Raw genomic sequence first — 17,390 nt, 5'->3', positions numbered from 1 at the left:
TCATATTTTATAATGCTTTGCAGCATTTTTACCAACTATTTTTGACTATTAAACCTTTTTTGGCATTCACTATTTACTACTCCTCACTAAGGACTACTTCGTAATCTCCCTAAATACCGCTTCTAAGTTTTTGTTTTTCTGGTTGAGTTGCAAGGTTTTTAAGCCGTTGTCGTGGGCAAAATCAAATACCGTTGGACGCATATCTTGACTCGATAAAAAAGTCAGTTCCCATAGATAATCATTGTTTTTGATGAATGATTTTAAATGTGGAATGGTATTGATTTGGTCTTCGGTGACTTTTAAATCAAATTCCACTTCTATGACTTGTTCTTTGTCGGCTGCAATCAAAATTTCTAATTTTTTGTCGGCAACAATTTTGCCTTTATCAATAATAATGACACGGTCGCAGATGGCTTCTACTTCTTGCATAATATGAGTAGACAGAAAAACGGTTTTGTCTTTCCCCACGTTTTTAATCACATTTCGAATCTCGACTAATTGGTTAGGATCTAAACCTGTTGTGGGTTCGTCTAAAATTAAAACCTCTGGATTGTGCAATAAGGCATTGGCTAATCCAACACGTTGGCGATATCCTTTAGAGAGTTGGCCTATTTTTTTATGACTTTCGGGTGTTAATCCTGTCAATTCAATTACTTCTTGAATGCGAGAGGAGGGTACTTTGTACACATCGGCATTAAAAGCCAGATATTCTCTAACATACAAATCCAAATACAACGGATTGTGCTCTGGTAAATAACCAATGATTTTTTGGACTTCTTTGGTGTCCGAAATGACATTTTTATCATTTACTAGCGCTTCGCCTTCATCAGCCGCTAGATAAGTAGTCAAGATTTTCATCAAAGTAGATTTTCCAGCACCATTTGGGCCTAAAAAACCAACAATTTCTCCTTTTTTTACTGAAAATGTAATCGAATCTAAGGCTTTTTGAGCACCGTAACTTTTGGATAAATTTGTAACTTCTATTGACATGATCATGGTTTTGTTGCAAAAGTAAACAGAAAAACCAAGCTATGGAAGTTTCTTTGGGTGGTATGAAAAATATTGTTCCATTTTAGGCTTTTATCTTGAGCCAATTTGTTTTTTTTATAGCACAATGGGCTAATATTTATATATTTACTCAAAACATTTTATCATGAGTGAGCATAAATCAAATTCTTTTTTAGAAAATTATAGCAGTATCCTATTCCTTTTGGGTGGAATTATACTTGGAAGTATCGCTGGATTACTTTTTGGTAAAGACGTTGAGGTCATTAAACCTTTGGGTGATATTTTTTTGAATCTTTTATTTACAGCGATTATTCCTTTGGTTTTCTTTACCATTGCGGCTTCTATTGCCAATTTGCAAAAAACCGAAAAACTTGGTAAACTCTTCGGAATCGTTTTGCTAGTCTTTTTGAGTACGGTAATCATTTCTGCCATAGTTATGGTGATTGGTGTTTTACTTTTTCCTTTGGATCAAGCCGTTTTTTTAGCAAAATCTTCTTTGGCGATGGCTCATGAAAGCACAACAGATTCGCCCGTTACTAAGTTGTTAACAGTGAATGATTTTTACGAAATTTTGTCTCGTAAAAACATGTTAGCTTTGATCTTTTTTTCTTTTTTAATGGGTTTTGCCACTTTGAATGCTGGCGAAAAAGGGAAGGACTTTGCTCGATTTTTGCAGTCCGCCAATGAGGTGATGAAACAATTGCTTGTCATCATCATGAAAGGAGCTCCAATTGGACTAGGCGCTTACTTTGCGTATCAGGTCGGGATTTTTGGGCCTCAGCTTTTTGGAGCTTATGCCAAGCCATTGGCGGTGTATTATGGCACATGCGCTTTTTACTTCATCGTGTTTTTTACCTTTTATGCTTATTTTTCTGGAGGTTTATTAGGCGTGAAAGTATTTTGGAAAAACAACATTACGCCTTCCTTTACGGCCATCGGAACCTGCAGCAGTATCGCGACCATTCCTGCCAATCTTGAAGGAGCAACGCAAATGAAAATCCCATCGTATATTCGTAATGTCGTGATTCCGCTCGGAGCGCCTTTGCATAAAGATGGTTCTAGTATGTCATCTATTGTGAAAATAGCGGTGATTTTTGCTATTTTTGGTAAGGATTTTACAGATCCGATTACGATTCTAACAGCTATTGGTATAACGATTATCGTTTCGGTAGTAGAAGGTGGGATTCCAAATGGAGGTTATATCGGAGAGATTTTAGCCATCACCATTTATGGTTTTCCAATGGAACAAGCTTTGCCAGCAGCCATGATTATTGGTACACTTGTCGATCCCATGGCGACTTTGCTCAATGCCAATGGCGATTTAATATCGGCAATGATGGTGACCAGAATCGTGGAAGGTAAAAAATGGCTTTTGGGACAAAATGAAATCAATTAAATCAAAATCATACAAAATGAAAAAAATTAGTTTAGGACTGTTCATGCTTTTAGGAGTCATCGCTCATGCTCAAAGTGGGATTCAACAAGGTGAGGTTACTCGTATTGAAACGGAATTGGCTTCGGATGCCATGGAAGGACGTGGGATGTTTACACCAGGAATCGAGAAAGCATCGGCTTTTATCGAAGGCGAATTCAAACGCATTGGGTTGACTTACTATAAAGAATTGACGTCCTATAGCCAAGATTTTTTGATTAAAGGCAAAAAGGCTAATAATGTAATTGGGATGATACCAGGGAAATCAAAACCAAATGAATATGTTATTTTTTCAGGACATTACGACCATTTAGGAATGGAAGAATCTGGTGTTGACAAAATCTATAATGGAGCCAATGATGATGCTTCAGGAATTACAGCGGTAATTACTTTGGCAGAATATTTTAAAAAGAAAAACGATAATGCGCGAACACTCATTTTTGTAGCATTTACTGGTGAAGAAACTGGAGGTTACGGATCTTCTTTTTTCTCAAATTCCATCAATGCAGATGAAGTCGTGGCGATGTTCAATATAGAAATGATCGGAACGGAGAGTAAATGGGGCAAAAACTCAGCCTATATTACAGGATTCGAACGCTCTGATTTTGGGACAATTTTGCAAAAGAATTTAGTGGGTTCTGGATTTAATTTTTATCAAGACCCTTATCCTCAAGAACAATTGTTTTACCGTTCCGATAATGCTACATTAGCTGCTTTAGGGGTTCCAGCGCATACTATTTCTACTTCAAAAATGGATATCGAACCAAATTATCATAAATTGAGTGATGAAGTAAGCACTTTGGATATGGATAATATGACAGAGATTATTAAGTCAATTGCTATCAGTTCGCAAACCATTATTAGTGGAAAAGATACGCCATCAAGAGTGCCTAAGAAGAAAAAATAGTTTTGTTGCGTCAAATTCAATGAGAAGTATCTATAAAAAAACAGGCTTCTCTGTGAATATTTTTGTTGAATTGTTAATTGAAAGTCAATTTCACAAAGAAATTCTTTTTTGTTAGAGATTTGTGTATTTTTTTTGACTATTTTAAAATAAGTTTTTTATCTTTGCCAAAGAATTTACTGAAAATCAGAACACAAATGTTGAATAACCGTTTTTATTTTAGCTACACTTTTTATTTCTTCTTTAGGGAGTAAGGATTGTGCTATGGTTATTTGAAAGAAAAAACAACAAATAAAACTACAATACAATCCTGATGAAAATCAGGATTTTTTTTTGACTATATGGAAACAAAAATTGCAATTCAGGGGATAAAAGGTTCATTTCACCATCAAGTGGCCAAAGATTATTTCTATCAAAATGTGATAGTAGATGAATGTTTGTCCTTTGAAGAATTAGTAGACAGCTTATTGAAAGGGAATAGTGAACAAGCGGTAATGGCTATCGAAAACTCCATTGCTGGACCGATTATTCCAAATTATGCACTTATTGACAAGAATAATTTGCACATTATAGGGGAACATTATTTGGATATTATTCAAAATTTAATGGCCTTACCTGGACAGAAAATCGAGGATATTCAAGAAGTACATTCACATCCCATGGCATTATTACAATGTATGGATTTCTTAAAAAAATATCCCAATATCAAATTAGTTGAAGATAAAGATACGGCAGAAACGGCTCGCAGAATCCACGAAAATCAAATCAAAGGAATTGCAGCAATTGCTAGTATAACGGCTGCCGAAATGTATAATTTAGAGATTATAGCACCATCGATTCAAACCATCGACAACAATATGACTCGTTTTGTGATTCTCAAGAAAGAGAATTCTTTTGTTTCCGAAGAGGAGATTAATAGAGCCTCCATCAAGTTTGAATTGGACCATAAACGCGGAAGTTTAGCCGCTGTTTTGAATGTGATGAGCGATTGTAAACTCAATTTAACCAAAATACAATCCTTACCGAAAATAGAAACACCTTGGAAGTATTCTTTTTTTGTAGATGTGACTTTCGAAAAATATGAAGATTACGCCAAGGCGAAAGCATTAGTTTCGATTATGGCGCATTATTTTAAAGTTTTGGGTGAATATAAAAATACAAAGCCATTACTTGAATCTCCAAACTAGAAAATAAAAAATTCCAATTTAGAATAAAGCTAAAAAAATGATAACAACAGCCCAACGTTTAGCGATAGTTGAAGAATATTACTTCTCCTCAAAGTTGAGAGAAGTACGCCAATTGGCCGCCGAAGGAAAACCTGTAATCAATATGGGAATAGGTAGTCCAGATTTAAAACCTGCTCCTGCTGTTATTGCTGCAATGACTGCTGCAATGCAAGACGAAAATGCACATCAGTATCAAAGCTATCAAGGTTTGCCAGAATTGAGACAAGCGATGGCCGACTTTTATGAGCGCAATTACCAAGTAACCCTAAATAGCACCACTGAAATTTTGCCTTTGATGGGTTCCAAAGAAGGAATTATGCACATTTCATTAGCGTTTTTGAATGAAGGTGATGGCGTTTTGATTCCAAATCCAGGGTATCCGACCTATACTTCGGTAACCAATTTAGTAGGTGCGGTGCCACTATATTATGATTTAAAAGAAAGTACCAATTGGGAACCAGATTTTGAGGCTTTGGAAAAAATGGATTTGTCTAAAGTAAAATTGATGTGGATTGGCTATCCGCATATGCCTACAGGCGCGAGAGGGAATTTGGCTTTGTTTGAAAAACTGGTGGCTTTTGCGCAAAAACACAACATTCTATTGGTCAACGATAATCCGTATAGTTTTGTTTTGAACGACCAACCTATGAGTTTGTTGCAAGTTGAAGGGGCGAAAGAAGTAGCGTTGGAGCTGAATTCGTTGTCTAAAACCTTTAATATGGCGGGATGGCGTGTAGGAATGGTTTCTGGAAATGCTGCCTGCATTGATGCGGTATTGAAAGTAAAAAGTAATATGGATAGTGGAATGTTTTACGGCATTCAAAAAGGGGCTATTGCAGCATTGCAGAGTGAGGCTTCTTGGTTCGACGAAATGAATGCGATTTACGCAAAACGCAGAATTTTAACCGAAGCATTGGCGGAGAAATTGGGTTGTGAGGTGTACAAAGAAGGAGTGGGATTGTTTGTTTGGGCGAAACTTCCAGCAGGAATAACATCGGCAGAAGATTTTATTGATAAGATACTGTATGAGAAATACATCTTTATTACACCAGGAACTATTTTTGGTTCGAATGGCGAAGGGTACATCCGATTTGCTTTGTGTGTAAAAGAAGAAAAAATTGAAGAAGCGATTCGTCGTTTTTAGCAGATAATACCTAGCCCTGATAGTAGCGGCATCCTATTGTGGCGGGGTTCGCCACAATAGATATAGCAGATAGCAGGATTAGCTAATAATAAAAATAATAATGAATATACACGTAATAGGAATAGGTTTGATTGGAGGTTCGATGGTGTTGGATATAAAAGCGGTACACCCAGAAGCGACTATTTACGGAATGGATAAAAATGAAGCCCATTTGCAAGAGGCGATGGCGCTTGGGGTTGTGGAGAAAGCCGCTACGATGCAGGATTTGGCCGATGCGGATTATGTTATTGTTTCGGTTCCTGTGGATGTGGCGTTGCAAGTGTTGCCCGAAGTTTTGGACCATATTGGCGAAAATACTATTGTTTTTGAAGTGGGTTCTACCAAATTACCTATTTGTGAAGCGGTAGCCAATCATCCAAGAAGAAGAAATTATATTGCCACGCATCCTATTGCTGGAACGGAATTTTCGGGACCATCAGCGGCTATAAAAGGCTTGTTTCAAGGGAAAACAAATATCATTTGTGAGGTGGAGAAAACGACCTTTAAGCTACAAGAAAAAGCCATCGAATTGTTCAAAGAGTTAGGAATGCGCATTCGATATATGGACCCGAAGTCGCACGATAAACACATTGCTTATGTGTCGCATTTGTCGCATATTAGTTCATTTATGTTGGGGAAAACAGTTATCAATAAAGAGAAAGACGAACAAGATATTTTCGATATGGCGGGTTCTGGTTTTGAGAGTACCGTGCGTTTAGCCAAGAGTTCACCTGCGATGTGGACGCCTATTTTTAAACAAAATAAAAAGCACGTGGTGAAAAGTTTGGAGGAGTACATCGCCAATTTGACGCAGTTCAAAGACTTATTAAAAAGCGAAGAATATGAGGCGATTTTTGATGAAATGCAGAGTGTGAATAAAATAAAAGAAATTTTGAATGGGATGAGTCCTTCAAAGTAGAAGAACAATAAACAACGAAAAATAAACAATAAACAAAGAATAAGATGGAAAATAAAAAAGAAATGAGAAATTGGTTGGAAGCGTTCAATTTGACGCATCCATTGGTGATAGCAGGACCTTGTAGCGCCGAAACAGAAGAGCAAGTATTGAAAATTGCACACGAATTGAAAGATTCTGATGTAAGTGTGTTTAGAGCTGGAATTTGGAAACCAAGAACGCGTCCAGGTGGATTTGAAGGTGTTGGAGAAATAGGATTGAAATGGTTGAAAAAAGCCAAAGCAGAAACAGGTTTATTGATGGGAACCGAAGTAGCTACTGCTGCACACTGTAAATTGGCATTAGAAAATGATATTGATGTGTTGTGGGTTGGGGCACGTACTACGGCCAATCCGTTTGCGGTTCAAGAAATTGCAGATACCTTGAAAGGGACAGACAAAATCGTTTTGATTAAAAATCCAGTGAACCCAGATTTAGCTTTGTGGTTAGGTGGTGTAGAGCGTTTGCATATGGCTGGAATTGAAAAATTAGGGGTGATTCACCGTGGTTTTTCTACTTACGAAAAAACAAAATACAGAAACATTCCAGAATGGCAAATTGCGATTGAATTGCAAAACAAATTCCCAGATTTGCCTTTGATTATCGACCCTTCTCATATTACAGGAAATCGTGATATGATCCTTGAAGTAACGCAAGAAGCTTTGGATTTGAATTATGACGGAATGATTATCGAAACACACACAGACCCTGATAACGCTTGGAGTGATGCTGCGCAACAAGTAACGCCAGATGCTTTGAAACAAATTTTCAAAGATTTGAGAGTAAGAAAACAGGTTGATGTTTCAGATGAATTTATGTCTAAAATGAGTAAATTAAGAGCGAATATCGATGTTTTAGATGCTAATTTATTGGACCTTTTGAGCAAAAGAATGAAAGTGGCTTTAGAAATTGGTCAGGTTAAAAAAGAAGCGAACGTAGCGGTTTTGCAAAACAATCGTTGGAATGAAATTTTAGGAAGAATGATTTTGGAAGGAGAAAAGAAAGGACTTTCGGAAGAGTTTGTTTTAAAAATGTTCAAAGCGATTCACCAAGAAAGTATCAACAAACAAGATAAAGTATTGAATTCGTAAAAGAATTTCATAACGCTTAGTTTTTTTAATTTCTGATTTAAATCCCAAGACCTTTGTTTTGGGATTTTTGTTTGTTATGAGTCGTCTAAATTCAATTATCTTTGCAAACAGTTAAATCTAAAATCTGAAAATGACAGGAACCGTTTATAAATCTACAGGAAGTTGGTACACCGTGAAATCCGAGCAAGGAGATTTTATAGAGTGCAGAATGAAAGGGAAGTTCCGAATGAAAGGCATTAAAAGTACCAATCCCATTGCAGTAGGCGATATGGTGGATTATGAACAAGAAGAAACATCAGATACTATTACCGGGACGATTCATCATATTCACGACCGTAAGAATTACATTGTTCGAAAATCAGTGAATTTGTCGCATCAAATGCACATTATTGCGGCCAATATCGACCGTGTTTTTCTGTTGATTACCATCAACAATCCTCCAACTACGTTTAGTTTTATCGATAGATTTTTGGTTACTGCCGAAGCCTATGGTATTGAGACTATTTTGGTTTTTAACAAAATAGATACTTTAGACGATGTTACCTTAGATGACCAATTGTATATGCAGCACGTTTATCAGGAAATTGGATATCAATGTTTGCGCGTTTCGGCAGCTGAACGAAAAGGGGTTGAAGCATTGAAGGAATTAATGATAGGTAAAACAAGTATGTTCTCGGGGCATTCGGGTGTTGGGAAATCGACTTTGGTTAATGCTTTGGAGCCCACCTTGGATTTGAAAACCAAGAATATCTCCGAGCAAAGCAAGCAAGGTCAGCATACCACTACTTTTGCAGAGATGTATGATTTGTCTTTTGATGCTAGTATTATTGATACACCAGGTATCAAAGGATTTGGAATTGTAGATATGGAACCTCAAGAAATTAGCGATTATTTTCCTGAGTTTTTTAGATTGAAAGAACAATGCAAGTTCAACAATTGTTTGCATAAAGAAGAACCACATTGTGCAATAAAAGCGGCTTTAGATAAGGATGAAATTGCTTGGTCACGTTACAATAGTTACCTTAAAATCCTTGAAGGCGACGACGAACATTACCGCACCGATGTGTACGATGAAGATAGAAAAGCTAGTGATAAAACGAGGGAGTAAAGCCCCTTAGCCCCCGAAAGGGGAACTCTAAAAGGGTGTTTAAATTTTTGTTATAGATGCTTCTTAAGTCTTTTTAGATATGATTGATTTTATTTATTCACGTTATAATTCCCCCTTTGGGGGTTAGGGGGCTATGAGAGTTGTAATCCAAAGAGTAACTAATGCCTCAGTAACAGTTGAGAGCAAAGTAGTAGCCGAAATCCAAAAAGGGCTATTGGTTTTTGTTGGAATCGAAGAAGCCGATATCCAAGAAGATTTGGATTGGTTAGTCACCAAAATTACACAGCTTCGCATTTTTGGTGATGAAAATGAGGTAATGAACCTTTCTATTCAAGATATTGGTGGCGATGTGCTTGTGGTCAGTCAGTTTACACTTCACGCGGCGACTAAAAAGGGGAATCGCCCTTCATATATGAAAGCCGCAAAACCTGATATTGCCATTCCTATGTATGAACGTTTTGTAAAAGCGCTAGAATTAAAATTGGAAAAAAAAGTCCCCACGGGTATTTTTGGTGCGGATATGAAGGTTTTATTGTTAAATGATGGGCCGGTAACAATACAGATCGATTCAAAAAATAGGGAATAATTTGTTTTTTTATTTCAAGAATAACAATATATTTGAGTACCACAAATTAAAGAAGACAAATCTATTATAAATACTTCAACGGGAAGCTGTTGAGGTTTTTTTTATGCTTTTTATTTTTTTTAACCCTATATCTTTTATGAAATTTAAGTTTATTGTATTGTTTTTGATGTGTTTTGCGCTAAATAGTCTTTCAGCGCAAGAAGTAAAATTTCCCGTTACATCTATTCCGGATAGTTTAAAAACCAATGCAAATGCAGTGCTTAGATGGAGTGAGCTTAGTATTGATATTCTTTCTCAACGGGAAATGGTGATTAAAAGTAAACAAGTAGTCACGGTACTAAATGAAGCAGGTGTAAGTGCTTTGGATGCTTATGCGCATTATGATAAATCAACAAGTATTTCAAGTATACAAGCCATTATATTAGATGCAGCGGGGAATGAACTAAAAAAGTTTAAGCGAAAAGATTTTAAAGATCATAGCGCGGTTGATGGCGGTACTCTTTTTTCGGATAATCGAGTGCTGTATTTAGATTACACCCCGATCAGTTATCCGTTTACTATGATTTTTGAATGCGAAACAGAAACCTCTACCACCGCTTTTATCCCGCAATGGTTTCCCATAACCGATTATTTATTGAGTGTCGAAAAAAGTGTATTAAACGTAACCTTTCCAGAAAATTTAGGCTTTAAGAAAAAAGAAAGCAATTTTTCTAATAGAAATATTCAAAAAACAATCGACACAGCCACTCAGCTGAGTTATACGGCTTCAAATTTGGTAGCAATGAAGCATGAGGATTTTAGTCCATATTTTTATGATATTTTGCCTAGAGTAATTTTAGGATTAGAATCTTTTCATCTTGAAGGGGTTGATGGAAATGCCAAAACCTGGGAAGATTTTGGTAAGTGGTATTCTAGCAAAATTTTGTCAGGAACAATTGATTTGCCTTCAACAACTGTTGCTAAAATAAAAGAGTGGGTAGGAACAGAACAAGATCCTATAAAAAAGGCCAGAATAGTATATGATTATGTACAGCAAAAAGTTCGTTATATCAGTGTTCAAGTAGGCATCGGTGGATGGAAACCTATGTTGGCTTCAGATGTAGATCGACTCGGGTATGGAGACTGTAAAGCATTGACCAACTATACTCAAGCCTTATTAAAAGCCGTTGATGTGCCTTCTTATTATACCATTTTGTTTGGCGATAGAAAGCGAATTAATATCGATGCCGATTTTGTTTCGATGCAAGGCAATCACATCATTCTGACGATTCCTGTTGGCAATCAATATACTTGGTTAGAATGTACCAGTCAAACCGATCCTTTTGGGTACCAAGCCGATTTTACAGACGACCGAGATGTTTTGATGATTAAGCCAGAGGGTGGACAAATTGTGCATACCAAAATTTATACGGCGAATGAGAACTCGCAATTGAGTAAAGGATCCTTTACGATAGCAGCTAATGGAGATTTTTCTGGGGAAATTGAAATGATTTCTCAAGGAACGCAGTATGGAGATAAGGAGAAAGTGGAGCACATGCTGCCTGATCAAAAAGAAAAGTATTATAAAGAGTTTTGGGATGAGATCAATAATTTGAAAATAGAAAAAATCACCCAAGAGAACAATAAACAAGAGATTCGTTTTACGCAAAATGCCAAGTTATCTGCCACAAAATATGGAACATTCACTGCCGATAAAATGATGGTGACAGTGAACGCCTTTAATCGATTTTCAGGTGGGGTTAAACGAATTAGAAACCGAAAAACACCTTTTGAAATCGCGCGTGGATTTTATGACGAGGATGAAATTACCATCCATTTACCTTCAGGTTTTGCTTTAGAATTTATTCCACCAGCCTTTGAGAGCAAAACCAAATTTGGAACTTATTCCATTTCATTGGTTAAAAAAGAAGCTCATACTTTAATCTATAAAAGAGTTTTGTTGATAAATACAGGAAAATATAGCAACAAAGAGTATGATGAATACCGCCTATTTATGGATCAAGTGAGCCAGAACGATAACACTAAAATAGTTTTAACCAAACCCCTTTAACTTATGAAAATTACCAAAATTCTCATGGCATTGCTTTTCTTATTTTTGAATCTTGATGGCGTAGCACAAAATTTTGAGTTAGGCAAAGTTTCAATTGCAGAACTTGAGGAGAAACATCATCCTAAAGATTCTTCGGCGGTAGCGGCCATATTATTTAAAAAAGGAAAAACTTCCTTAGAATATTCTGTAGAGAATGGTTTTATGTTACAAACTGTTGTGAAATTTCGAATTAAGATTTATAAGAAAGAAGGGTACGATTGGGCTAACAAGGCTATAATTTATTCAATAGATTCGTCACCTAAAGAGTTTCTCGATTTTTCGGAGGCGGTAACATATAACTTAGTCAATGGAAAAATAGAGAAAACAAAATTAAAAAGCGATGGTATTTTTGTTGAAAAGACTAATAAATATTGGAACAGAAAAAAAATCACGATGCCTAATGTAAAAGAAGGCTCCGTGATAGAATACGAATACACCATAAAGACCCCCAATAAAGTGCACCCTAGAGATTGGGATTTTCAAACTGCTATTCCAGTAAATTATTGCGAATATAAGACCGCAATTCCGGAGTATTATACTTATAATACTACAACAAAAGGTTTTATTACGCCCAAAATAAATGCAGTGAAGAATAGTAAATCCATCACTATTACTTCCAAAGAAAGGTCTCATGGCTCTGCCTTTAACTCATCCACAACCTCTTATTCTAATGATACGTATACGTATATGGAGACTGTTACGACTTATGTTACAGAGCATCTTCCAGCAATGAAAAATGAGAGTTTTGTAAATAATATTGATAACTATACGGCTAGTTTGGTGCAGGAATTAGCAACGATTCAATTCCCTAGTGAGCCCATAAAATCTTTTGCAACCGATTGGAATTCGGTAGTAAAAACAATTTACGATTACGAAGACTTTGGTCCTGAGTTGAATAAAACAGGCTATTTTGAAGATGAAATAAAAGCCTTAATTGCGCCATTAAATTCTCCAGAAGAAAAAACAGCAGCAATATTTACATATGTAAAAAACAATGTAAAATGGAATGGTTTTTATGGATTTTATTGTGAGCAAGGCGTAAGAACGGCCTTCAAAAATAAAACAGGTAATGTGGGAGATATTAACTTAATGCTTACGGCTATGTTACGTTTTGCAGGTTTAGAGGCTAATCCTGTTTTGGTTAGTACAAGAGATAACGGTATTGCGATATTTCCTAGTAGAACAGCATTTGATTATGTTATTGCAGCCATAGAACTTCCTAACGGATTGGTGTTACTTGATGCTACCGCAGCTAATGCTATACCAAACGTATTGCCTACCCGTGATCTAAATTGGATGGGGCGCTTAATTAGAAAAGACGGATCTTCCTCTGAAGTAGATTTGATGCCAAAAACATTGTCTAACGATGCGATAACGATGAGCTATGCAGTGGAACCCTCTGGAAAAATTAGAGGAAAAATGCAAAGACAATTTACCAATTACAATGCCATGTTGTATAGAAATCGTGTGAATGGAGAAAATCAAGATACTTATTTGGAGAAATTAGAAAACGAAAACGGGAAAATTGAAATCGAAGATTATAAAAGAAATAATGAGAAAGAACTGCATTTGCCAGTGAGTGAAGTTTTTTCTTTTACAGGTTCTAATTTATGTGAAGTTATTCAGGATAAAATCTACATCAACCCTTTACTTTTCTATACTTATAAAGAGAATCCTTTTAAACAAGAAACTAGAGAATATCCCATAGATTATAGTTTTCCTTTTATGGATCGATATGCAGTAAATATTCAAATTCCTGAAGGATATGTTGTAGAAAGTGTTCCAGCGCCAGTAAACATAGTGATGCACGATGACATAGGAGGTTTTAAATTTTTGACTAATGTGAATGGAAATATGATTCAACTTTCGGTGCAGCATCAAATAAAAGTGCCAATCGTAGCTTCTGATTATTATGAAATGCTAAAAGAATATTACCAAAAAATGATCGAAAAGGAAAACGAAAAAATTGTCTTGAAAAAAGCTTAATGAATAGGAAAGTAGTCATATTTTTATTTGTCTTGAGTTTTGCAATAAAAGGCAAGGCTCAAGATTTTCAATTAGGAAAAGTTACAGTCGAAGAACTTCAAGAAAAACAACACCCCACAGATACGTCAGCAGTAGCAGCAGTTTTGTTCAAAAAAGCAAGAACGTTTTTTACATATTCTGTCAAAGCGGGATTTATTGCGAATCATGAAGTTAAATATAGAATTAAAATTTATAAAAAAGAAGGGCTGAAATGGGCCACTTTTGTAGTACCCTATTATATAGGATATGAAGAATTGACGCCCGATGTGATTAAGTTTTCAGATGCGGTTACTTATAATTTGGATCAAGATAAAATTTCAAAGACAAAACTTACCAGCGAAGGAAGTTTTGTTGAAAAAATTAATAGATATTGGAAAAAAACTAGCGTCACTTTACCTAATGTGAAAGTAGGTTCGGTAATTGAATTTAAATATGTACACAAATCGGAGAATATTTTTAAATTCCCAGACATGATTATCCAATACAATATTCCTGTAAATAACTTTGAATACACTACCGAAATTCCAGAAATGTACCTATACAAGAGTATACAAAATGGTTATGTTGAGGTGAATTCAACCAATGAAATCACAAAAGGATCCTGTTCTTTTGAAAATGAGTTTCGTAATTTGTCCTATTTAAACTTTACACAAATAAACACTAAATATGCGGTGCAAAATGTACCAGCCTTGCATGAGGAAATTTTCATCAACAACATTGAAAATTATACATCAAAAATTCAGCAAGAATTAGAAAGAGTTCGATACACAGACAAACCAGATAAAGACTATTCTATAACGTGGGAAGGAGTCTCGAAGACTATATTTAAGGAAAAAGAATTTGGAGAAGAACTACTAAAAGCCAAATATTTTGTCCCTCATGTTAGTCGCTTTCTCGATTGGAAAACGACGCAAACAGAAAAAATGGAAGCTATTTTCAAACACGTGCAACAAAAAATGAGTTGGGATAAAACGTTTGGGGTCTACGTGGATAAAGGGGTAGAGAAAGCATACGAGGCTTCTAGTGGAAATGTGGCCGAGATTAACTTTATTCTTGTTAATATGTTAAATTTAGCAGGCTTAAATGCAAGCCCCGTCTTAGCAAGTACCATCGATAATGGGGTTTCAGTTTTTCCAGGACGAACCGGTTTTAATTATGTGATGGTTTCTGTAATCGCAGATGGCAAAAGTTATTTGTTAGACGCGGCTAGTAAATTTACTGCCCCAAATATTTATCCATTGTTCTTAGTGAACTGGTCGGGGAGAGCGGTTCAATCAGATGGAAATTCTACAGAAATAAAACTAACAGATACCGCACTTTCTAAAAGTATTTTTGGAATAAATGTCAAAATAGATGCAAATGGAGTGATAAAAGGGAACTATAAAAACCAAAAGACCGATTTTGAAGCGCTAGCTTTTAGAGAAATGAATGTAGGTGGTACAACAGAAGCGCAAATTGAAAAAATAGAAAGTAAACATAATGGCTTAACTATATCAGATTATAGTATAACAAATCTTAAAACAGATTTGTCTAAGCCAGTGTTGGAGGCTTATTCTTTTGAAATGGTTCATTCTTTTGATATTATTGAAAATAAAATGTACCTCAATCCTTTGTTGTTTTTGAAAGAATTGAAGAATCCATTTACAACTCAAGACAGAAAATTACCCATCTATTTTGGACCTACAAAACAAGAGAAATTCATTATTAGCATTGAGATACCTCAAGGGTATATTTTGGAGAACTTGCTTGTACCTATAAAGCTTGAAGCGCAAGATAATTTGGCTAGTTTTTCATATAATGCCAAATTAGATGGAAATATATTGCAGGTAGTGGTAAGCAGTCAAATAAATAAAGTAATTGTTGCCGCAGATTATTATGAAATGTTGAAAGAGTTTTTTCAAAGAACCATCGATAAATTGAACGAAAAAATCGTCTTGAAAAAAGCTTAGTCGTCTTTGTTTCGACTATCAATCCTTCCAAACATTATAGACTTTAGTTACCTTTGAAGCAAAATAAGCTATTATGAATCTCAAGAATGCACAACTAGACGTAGATAACTGGATTAAAGAACACGGCGTTCGTTATTTCAACGAATTGACCAATATGGCACAACTCACCGAAGAAGTAGGCGAGGTAGCTCGAATCATCGCTCGCCGTTATGGAGAACAGTCCGAGAAAGAAAGCGATAAAAACAAAGATTTAGGCGAAGAATTGGCCGATGTAGTTTTTGTAGTATTGTGTTTGGCCAACCAAACGGGTATCGATTTACAAGCCGCTTTTGATAAAAAAATGGATTTGAAATCGGAGCGAGATAAAAATCGTCACAAAAACAACGAAAAACTAAAATAATTAGTGAAGGCTAAATTGTGAATTGTGAGTTGTGAATTGTAAATTGCACCCCAAAAAATATTGGAGCGGTAATACAAGGCACAGCTCACAACACCTTTTATAAAGCTATGAATTTACAACTACATTCTGCAATTTCTAATATCAAGGCTACTATTTCGATCACTGGTTCCAAAAGCGAAACCAATAGATTGTTATTGTTGCAGGCATTGTATCCCAATCTAGTATTGGAAAATACTTCCAATTCTGATGATTCGGAAGTGATGACCAAAGCCTTGCAGAATGCACAATTTTCAAATACGGATTCCCAACTTATAGATATTCATCACGCTGGAACTGCTATGCGTTTCTTAACGGCTTTTTTTGCAGTAAGCGAAGGAAAAGAAGTGGTTTTGACAGGCTCTCAGCGTATGACGGAGCGTCCCATAAAAGTATTGGTGGAAGCCTTGCAACAATTAGGTGCTCAGATAGCTTACGAGAAAGAAGTAGGATTCCCACCTATCCGAATCAAAGGGCAAAAAATAACCCAATCCAAAGTGAGTATTCCTGCTAATGTAAGTAGTCAATACATTTCGGCACTTTTGCTAGTGGCTCCAAAACTAGAAAACGGAATCGAATTGACATTGGTTGGCGAAATTACTTCTGTTCCTTACATCAAAATGACCTTGGCTTTGCTGAACGAAATTGGTGTTGAAACCAAATTCGAAGAAAATGTCATCACAGTCAAACCTTTAACCACAAACTCAAAACAGCAAACGGTAACAGTAGAATCCGATTGGAGTTCTGCGTCTTACTTTTTCAGTTTGGCAGCTTTGTCGAACGAAGCTGCTATCGTATTGAGCAGCTATAAAGAATCAAGTTTACAAGGCGATTCGGCTTTGGTTGAAATCTACGCCAAAATGGGAGTCGAAGCTCGTTTTGAAGCAAACCAACTGACCTTAGTGAAACAACCTAATTTCGAGTATCAATCGGTTACTTTCGATTTAAATAATACACCAGATATTGCGCAAACTATTGTTGTTACTTGTTTGGGACTTGGCATAGGATGTCATTTGACGGGACTTCATACCTTAAAAATTAAAGAAACGGATCGCTTAGAGGCGCTGCGAATCGAACTAACAAAATTAGGCGCCGCCATTACTGTTACTAATGATAGTTTGACTTTGGAACCTTCTAAATCTATTTTGCCAAATATCGCGATAGATACCTATAACGATCATCGTATGGCTATGGCTTTTGCTCCTTTAGCTTTGCGAGTTCCTATTATCATCAACAATGCAGAGGTCGTATCTAAGTCGTATCCTGATTTTTGGTCAGATTTACAAAGCTTAGGATTTCAATGTACTGAAATCTAATTTCTACTCGGTTTTATCGTTTTTTGTATGGAGTTTTACAAAGGTAAAAGTTTGTAAATGCCCGTCGTTGTGGTAATAAACA

14 protein-coding genes are annotated in these 17,390 nt (G+C 36.0%); 13 read left to right on the top strand and 1 reads right to left on the bottom strand.

Annotated features, from left to right (window positions below):
• Positions 1-93: 93 nt before the first annotated feature.
• Positions 94-990, bottom strand: coding sequence for a gliding motility-associated ABC transporter ATP-binding subunit GldA (gldA, locus tag FLB_RS01625; protein WP_064714227.1), 897 nt, complete (start codon positions 988-990; stop codon positions 94-96).
• A 163-nt stretch (positions 991-1,153) separates the two neighbouring features.
• On the opposite strand from gldA, the gene FLB_RS01620 reads away from it, so the two are divergent.
• From FLB_RS01620 to aroA, 13 genes are all read left to right on the top strand, one after another.
• On the top strand, positions 1,154-2,404 hold the full coding sequence (locus FLB_RS01620; protein ID WP_064714226.1) for a dicarboxylate/amino acid:cation symporter: 1,251 nt from the start codon (positions 1,154-1,156) through the stop codon (positions 2,402-2,404).
• Between the two features lie 16 nt (positions 2,405-2,420).
• On the top strand, positions 2,421-3,347 hold the full coding sequence (locus FLB_RS01615; RefSeq protein ID WP_064714229.1) for a M28 family peptidase: 927 nt from the start codon (positions 2,421-2,423) through the stop codon (positions 3,345-3,347).
• 338 nt (positions 3,348-3,685) lie between these two features.
• Complete coding sequence (locus FLB_RS01610; protein ID WP_064714225.1) at positions 3,686-4,531, top strand: prephenate dehydratase; 846 nt, start codon at positions 3,686-3,688, stop codon at positions 4,529-4,531.
• 37 nt (positions 4,532-4,568) lie between these two features.
• Positions 4,569-5,714, top strand: a complete 1,146-nt coding sequence (locus FLB_RS01605; protein ID WP_064714224.1) for a pyridoxal phosphate-dependent aminotransferase — start codon at positions 4,569-4,571, stop codon at positions 5,712-5,714.
• A 100-nt stretch (positions 5,715-5,814) separates the two neighbouring features.
• On the top strand, positions 5,815-6,672 hold the full coding sequence (locus FLB_RS01600) for a prephenate dehydrogenase (protein WP_064714223.1): 858 nt from the start codon (positions 5,815-5,817) through the stop codon (positions 6,670-6,672).
• Positions 6,673-6,716: 44 nt separating this feature from the next.
• The gene (locus FLB_RS01595) at positions 6,717-7,799 is read left to right on the top strand and encodes a bifunctional 3-deoxy-7-phosphoheptulonate synthase/chorismate mutase type II (protein ID WP_064714222.1); all 1,083 of its coding nucleotides are present in this window, start codon (positions 6,717-6,719) and stop codon (positions 7,797-7,799) included.
• Between the two features lie 130 nt (positions 7,800-7,929).
• Positions 7,930-8,907, top strand: coding sequence for a ribosome small subunit-dependent GTPase A (rsgA, locus tag FLB_RS01590; protein WP_064714221.1), 978 nt, complete (start codon positions 7,930-7,932; stop codon positions 8,905-8,907).
• 133 nt (positions 8,908-9,040) lie between these two features.
• Positions 9,041-9,493, top strand: a complete 453-nt coding sequence (dtd, locus tag FLB_RS01585) for a D-aminoacyl-tRNA deacylase (RefSeq protein ID WP_064714220.1) — start codon at positions 9,041-9,043, stop codon at positions 9,491-9,493.
• Positions 9,494-9,629: 136 nt separating this feature from the next.
• On the top strand, positions 9,630-11,543 hold the full coding sequence (locus FLB_RS01580) for a DUF3857 domain-containing protein (RefSeq protein WP_064714219.1): 1,914 nt from the start codon (positions 9,630-9,632) through the stop codon (positions 11,541-11,543).
• A 3-nt stretch (positions 11,544-11,546) separates the two neighbouring features.
• Complete coding sequence (locus FLB_RS01575) at positions 11,547-13,568, top strand: DUF3857 domain-containing protein (protein WP_064714218.1); 2,022 nt, start codon at positions 11,547-11,549, stop codon at positions 13,566-13,568.
• Complete coding sequence (locus FLB_RS01570; protein WP_064714217.1) at positions 13,568-15,556, top strand: DUF3857 domain-containing protein; 1,989 nt, start codon at positions 13,568-13,570, stop codon at positions 15,554-15,556. Before FLB_RS01575 ends, FLB_RS01570 begins: the two co-directional genes overlap by 1 nt.
• Before the next feature lie 73 nt (positions 15,557-15,629).
• The gene (locus FLB_RS01565; RefSeq protein WP_064714216.1) at positions 15,630-15,956 is read left to right on the top strand and encodes a nucleotide pyrophosphohydrolase; all 327 of its coding nucleotides are present in this window, start codon (positions 15,630-15,632) and stop codon (positions 15,954-15,956) included.
• Positions 15,957-16,063: 107 nt separating this feature from the next.
• Positions 16,064-17,308, top strand: coding sequence for a 3-phosphoshikimate 1-carboxyvinyltransferase (gene aroA, locus FLB_RS01560; protein WP_064714215.1), 1,245 nt, complete (start codon positions 16,064-16,066; stop codon positions 17,306-17,308).
• Positions 17,309-17,390: the final 82 nt, after the last annotated feature.

This window comes from Flavobacterium succinicans (assembly GCF_001662485.1).
GTDB lineage: Bacteria > Bacteroidota > Bacteroidia > Flavobacteriales > Flavobacteriaceae > Flavobacterium > Flavobacterium succinicans_A.
Note: the sequence above shows the minus strand (reverse complement) of the source record. Positions and strands in the feature narration are given on the sequence as shown.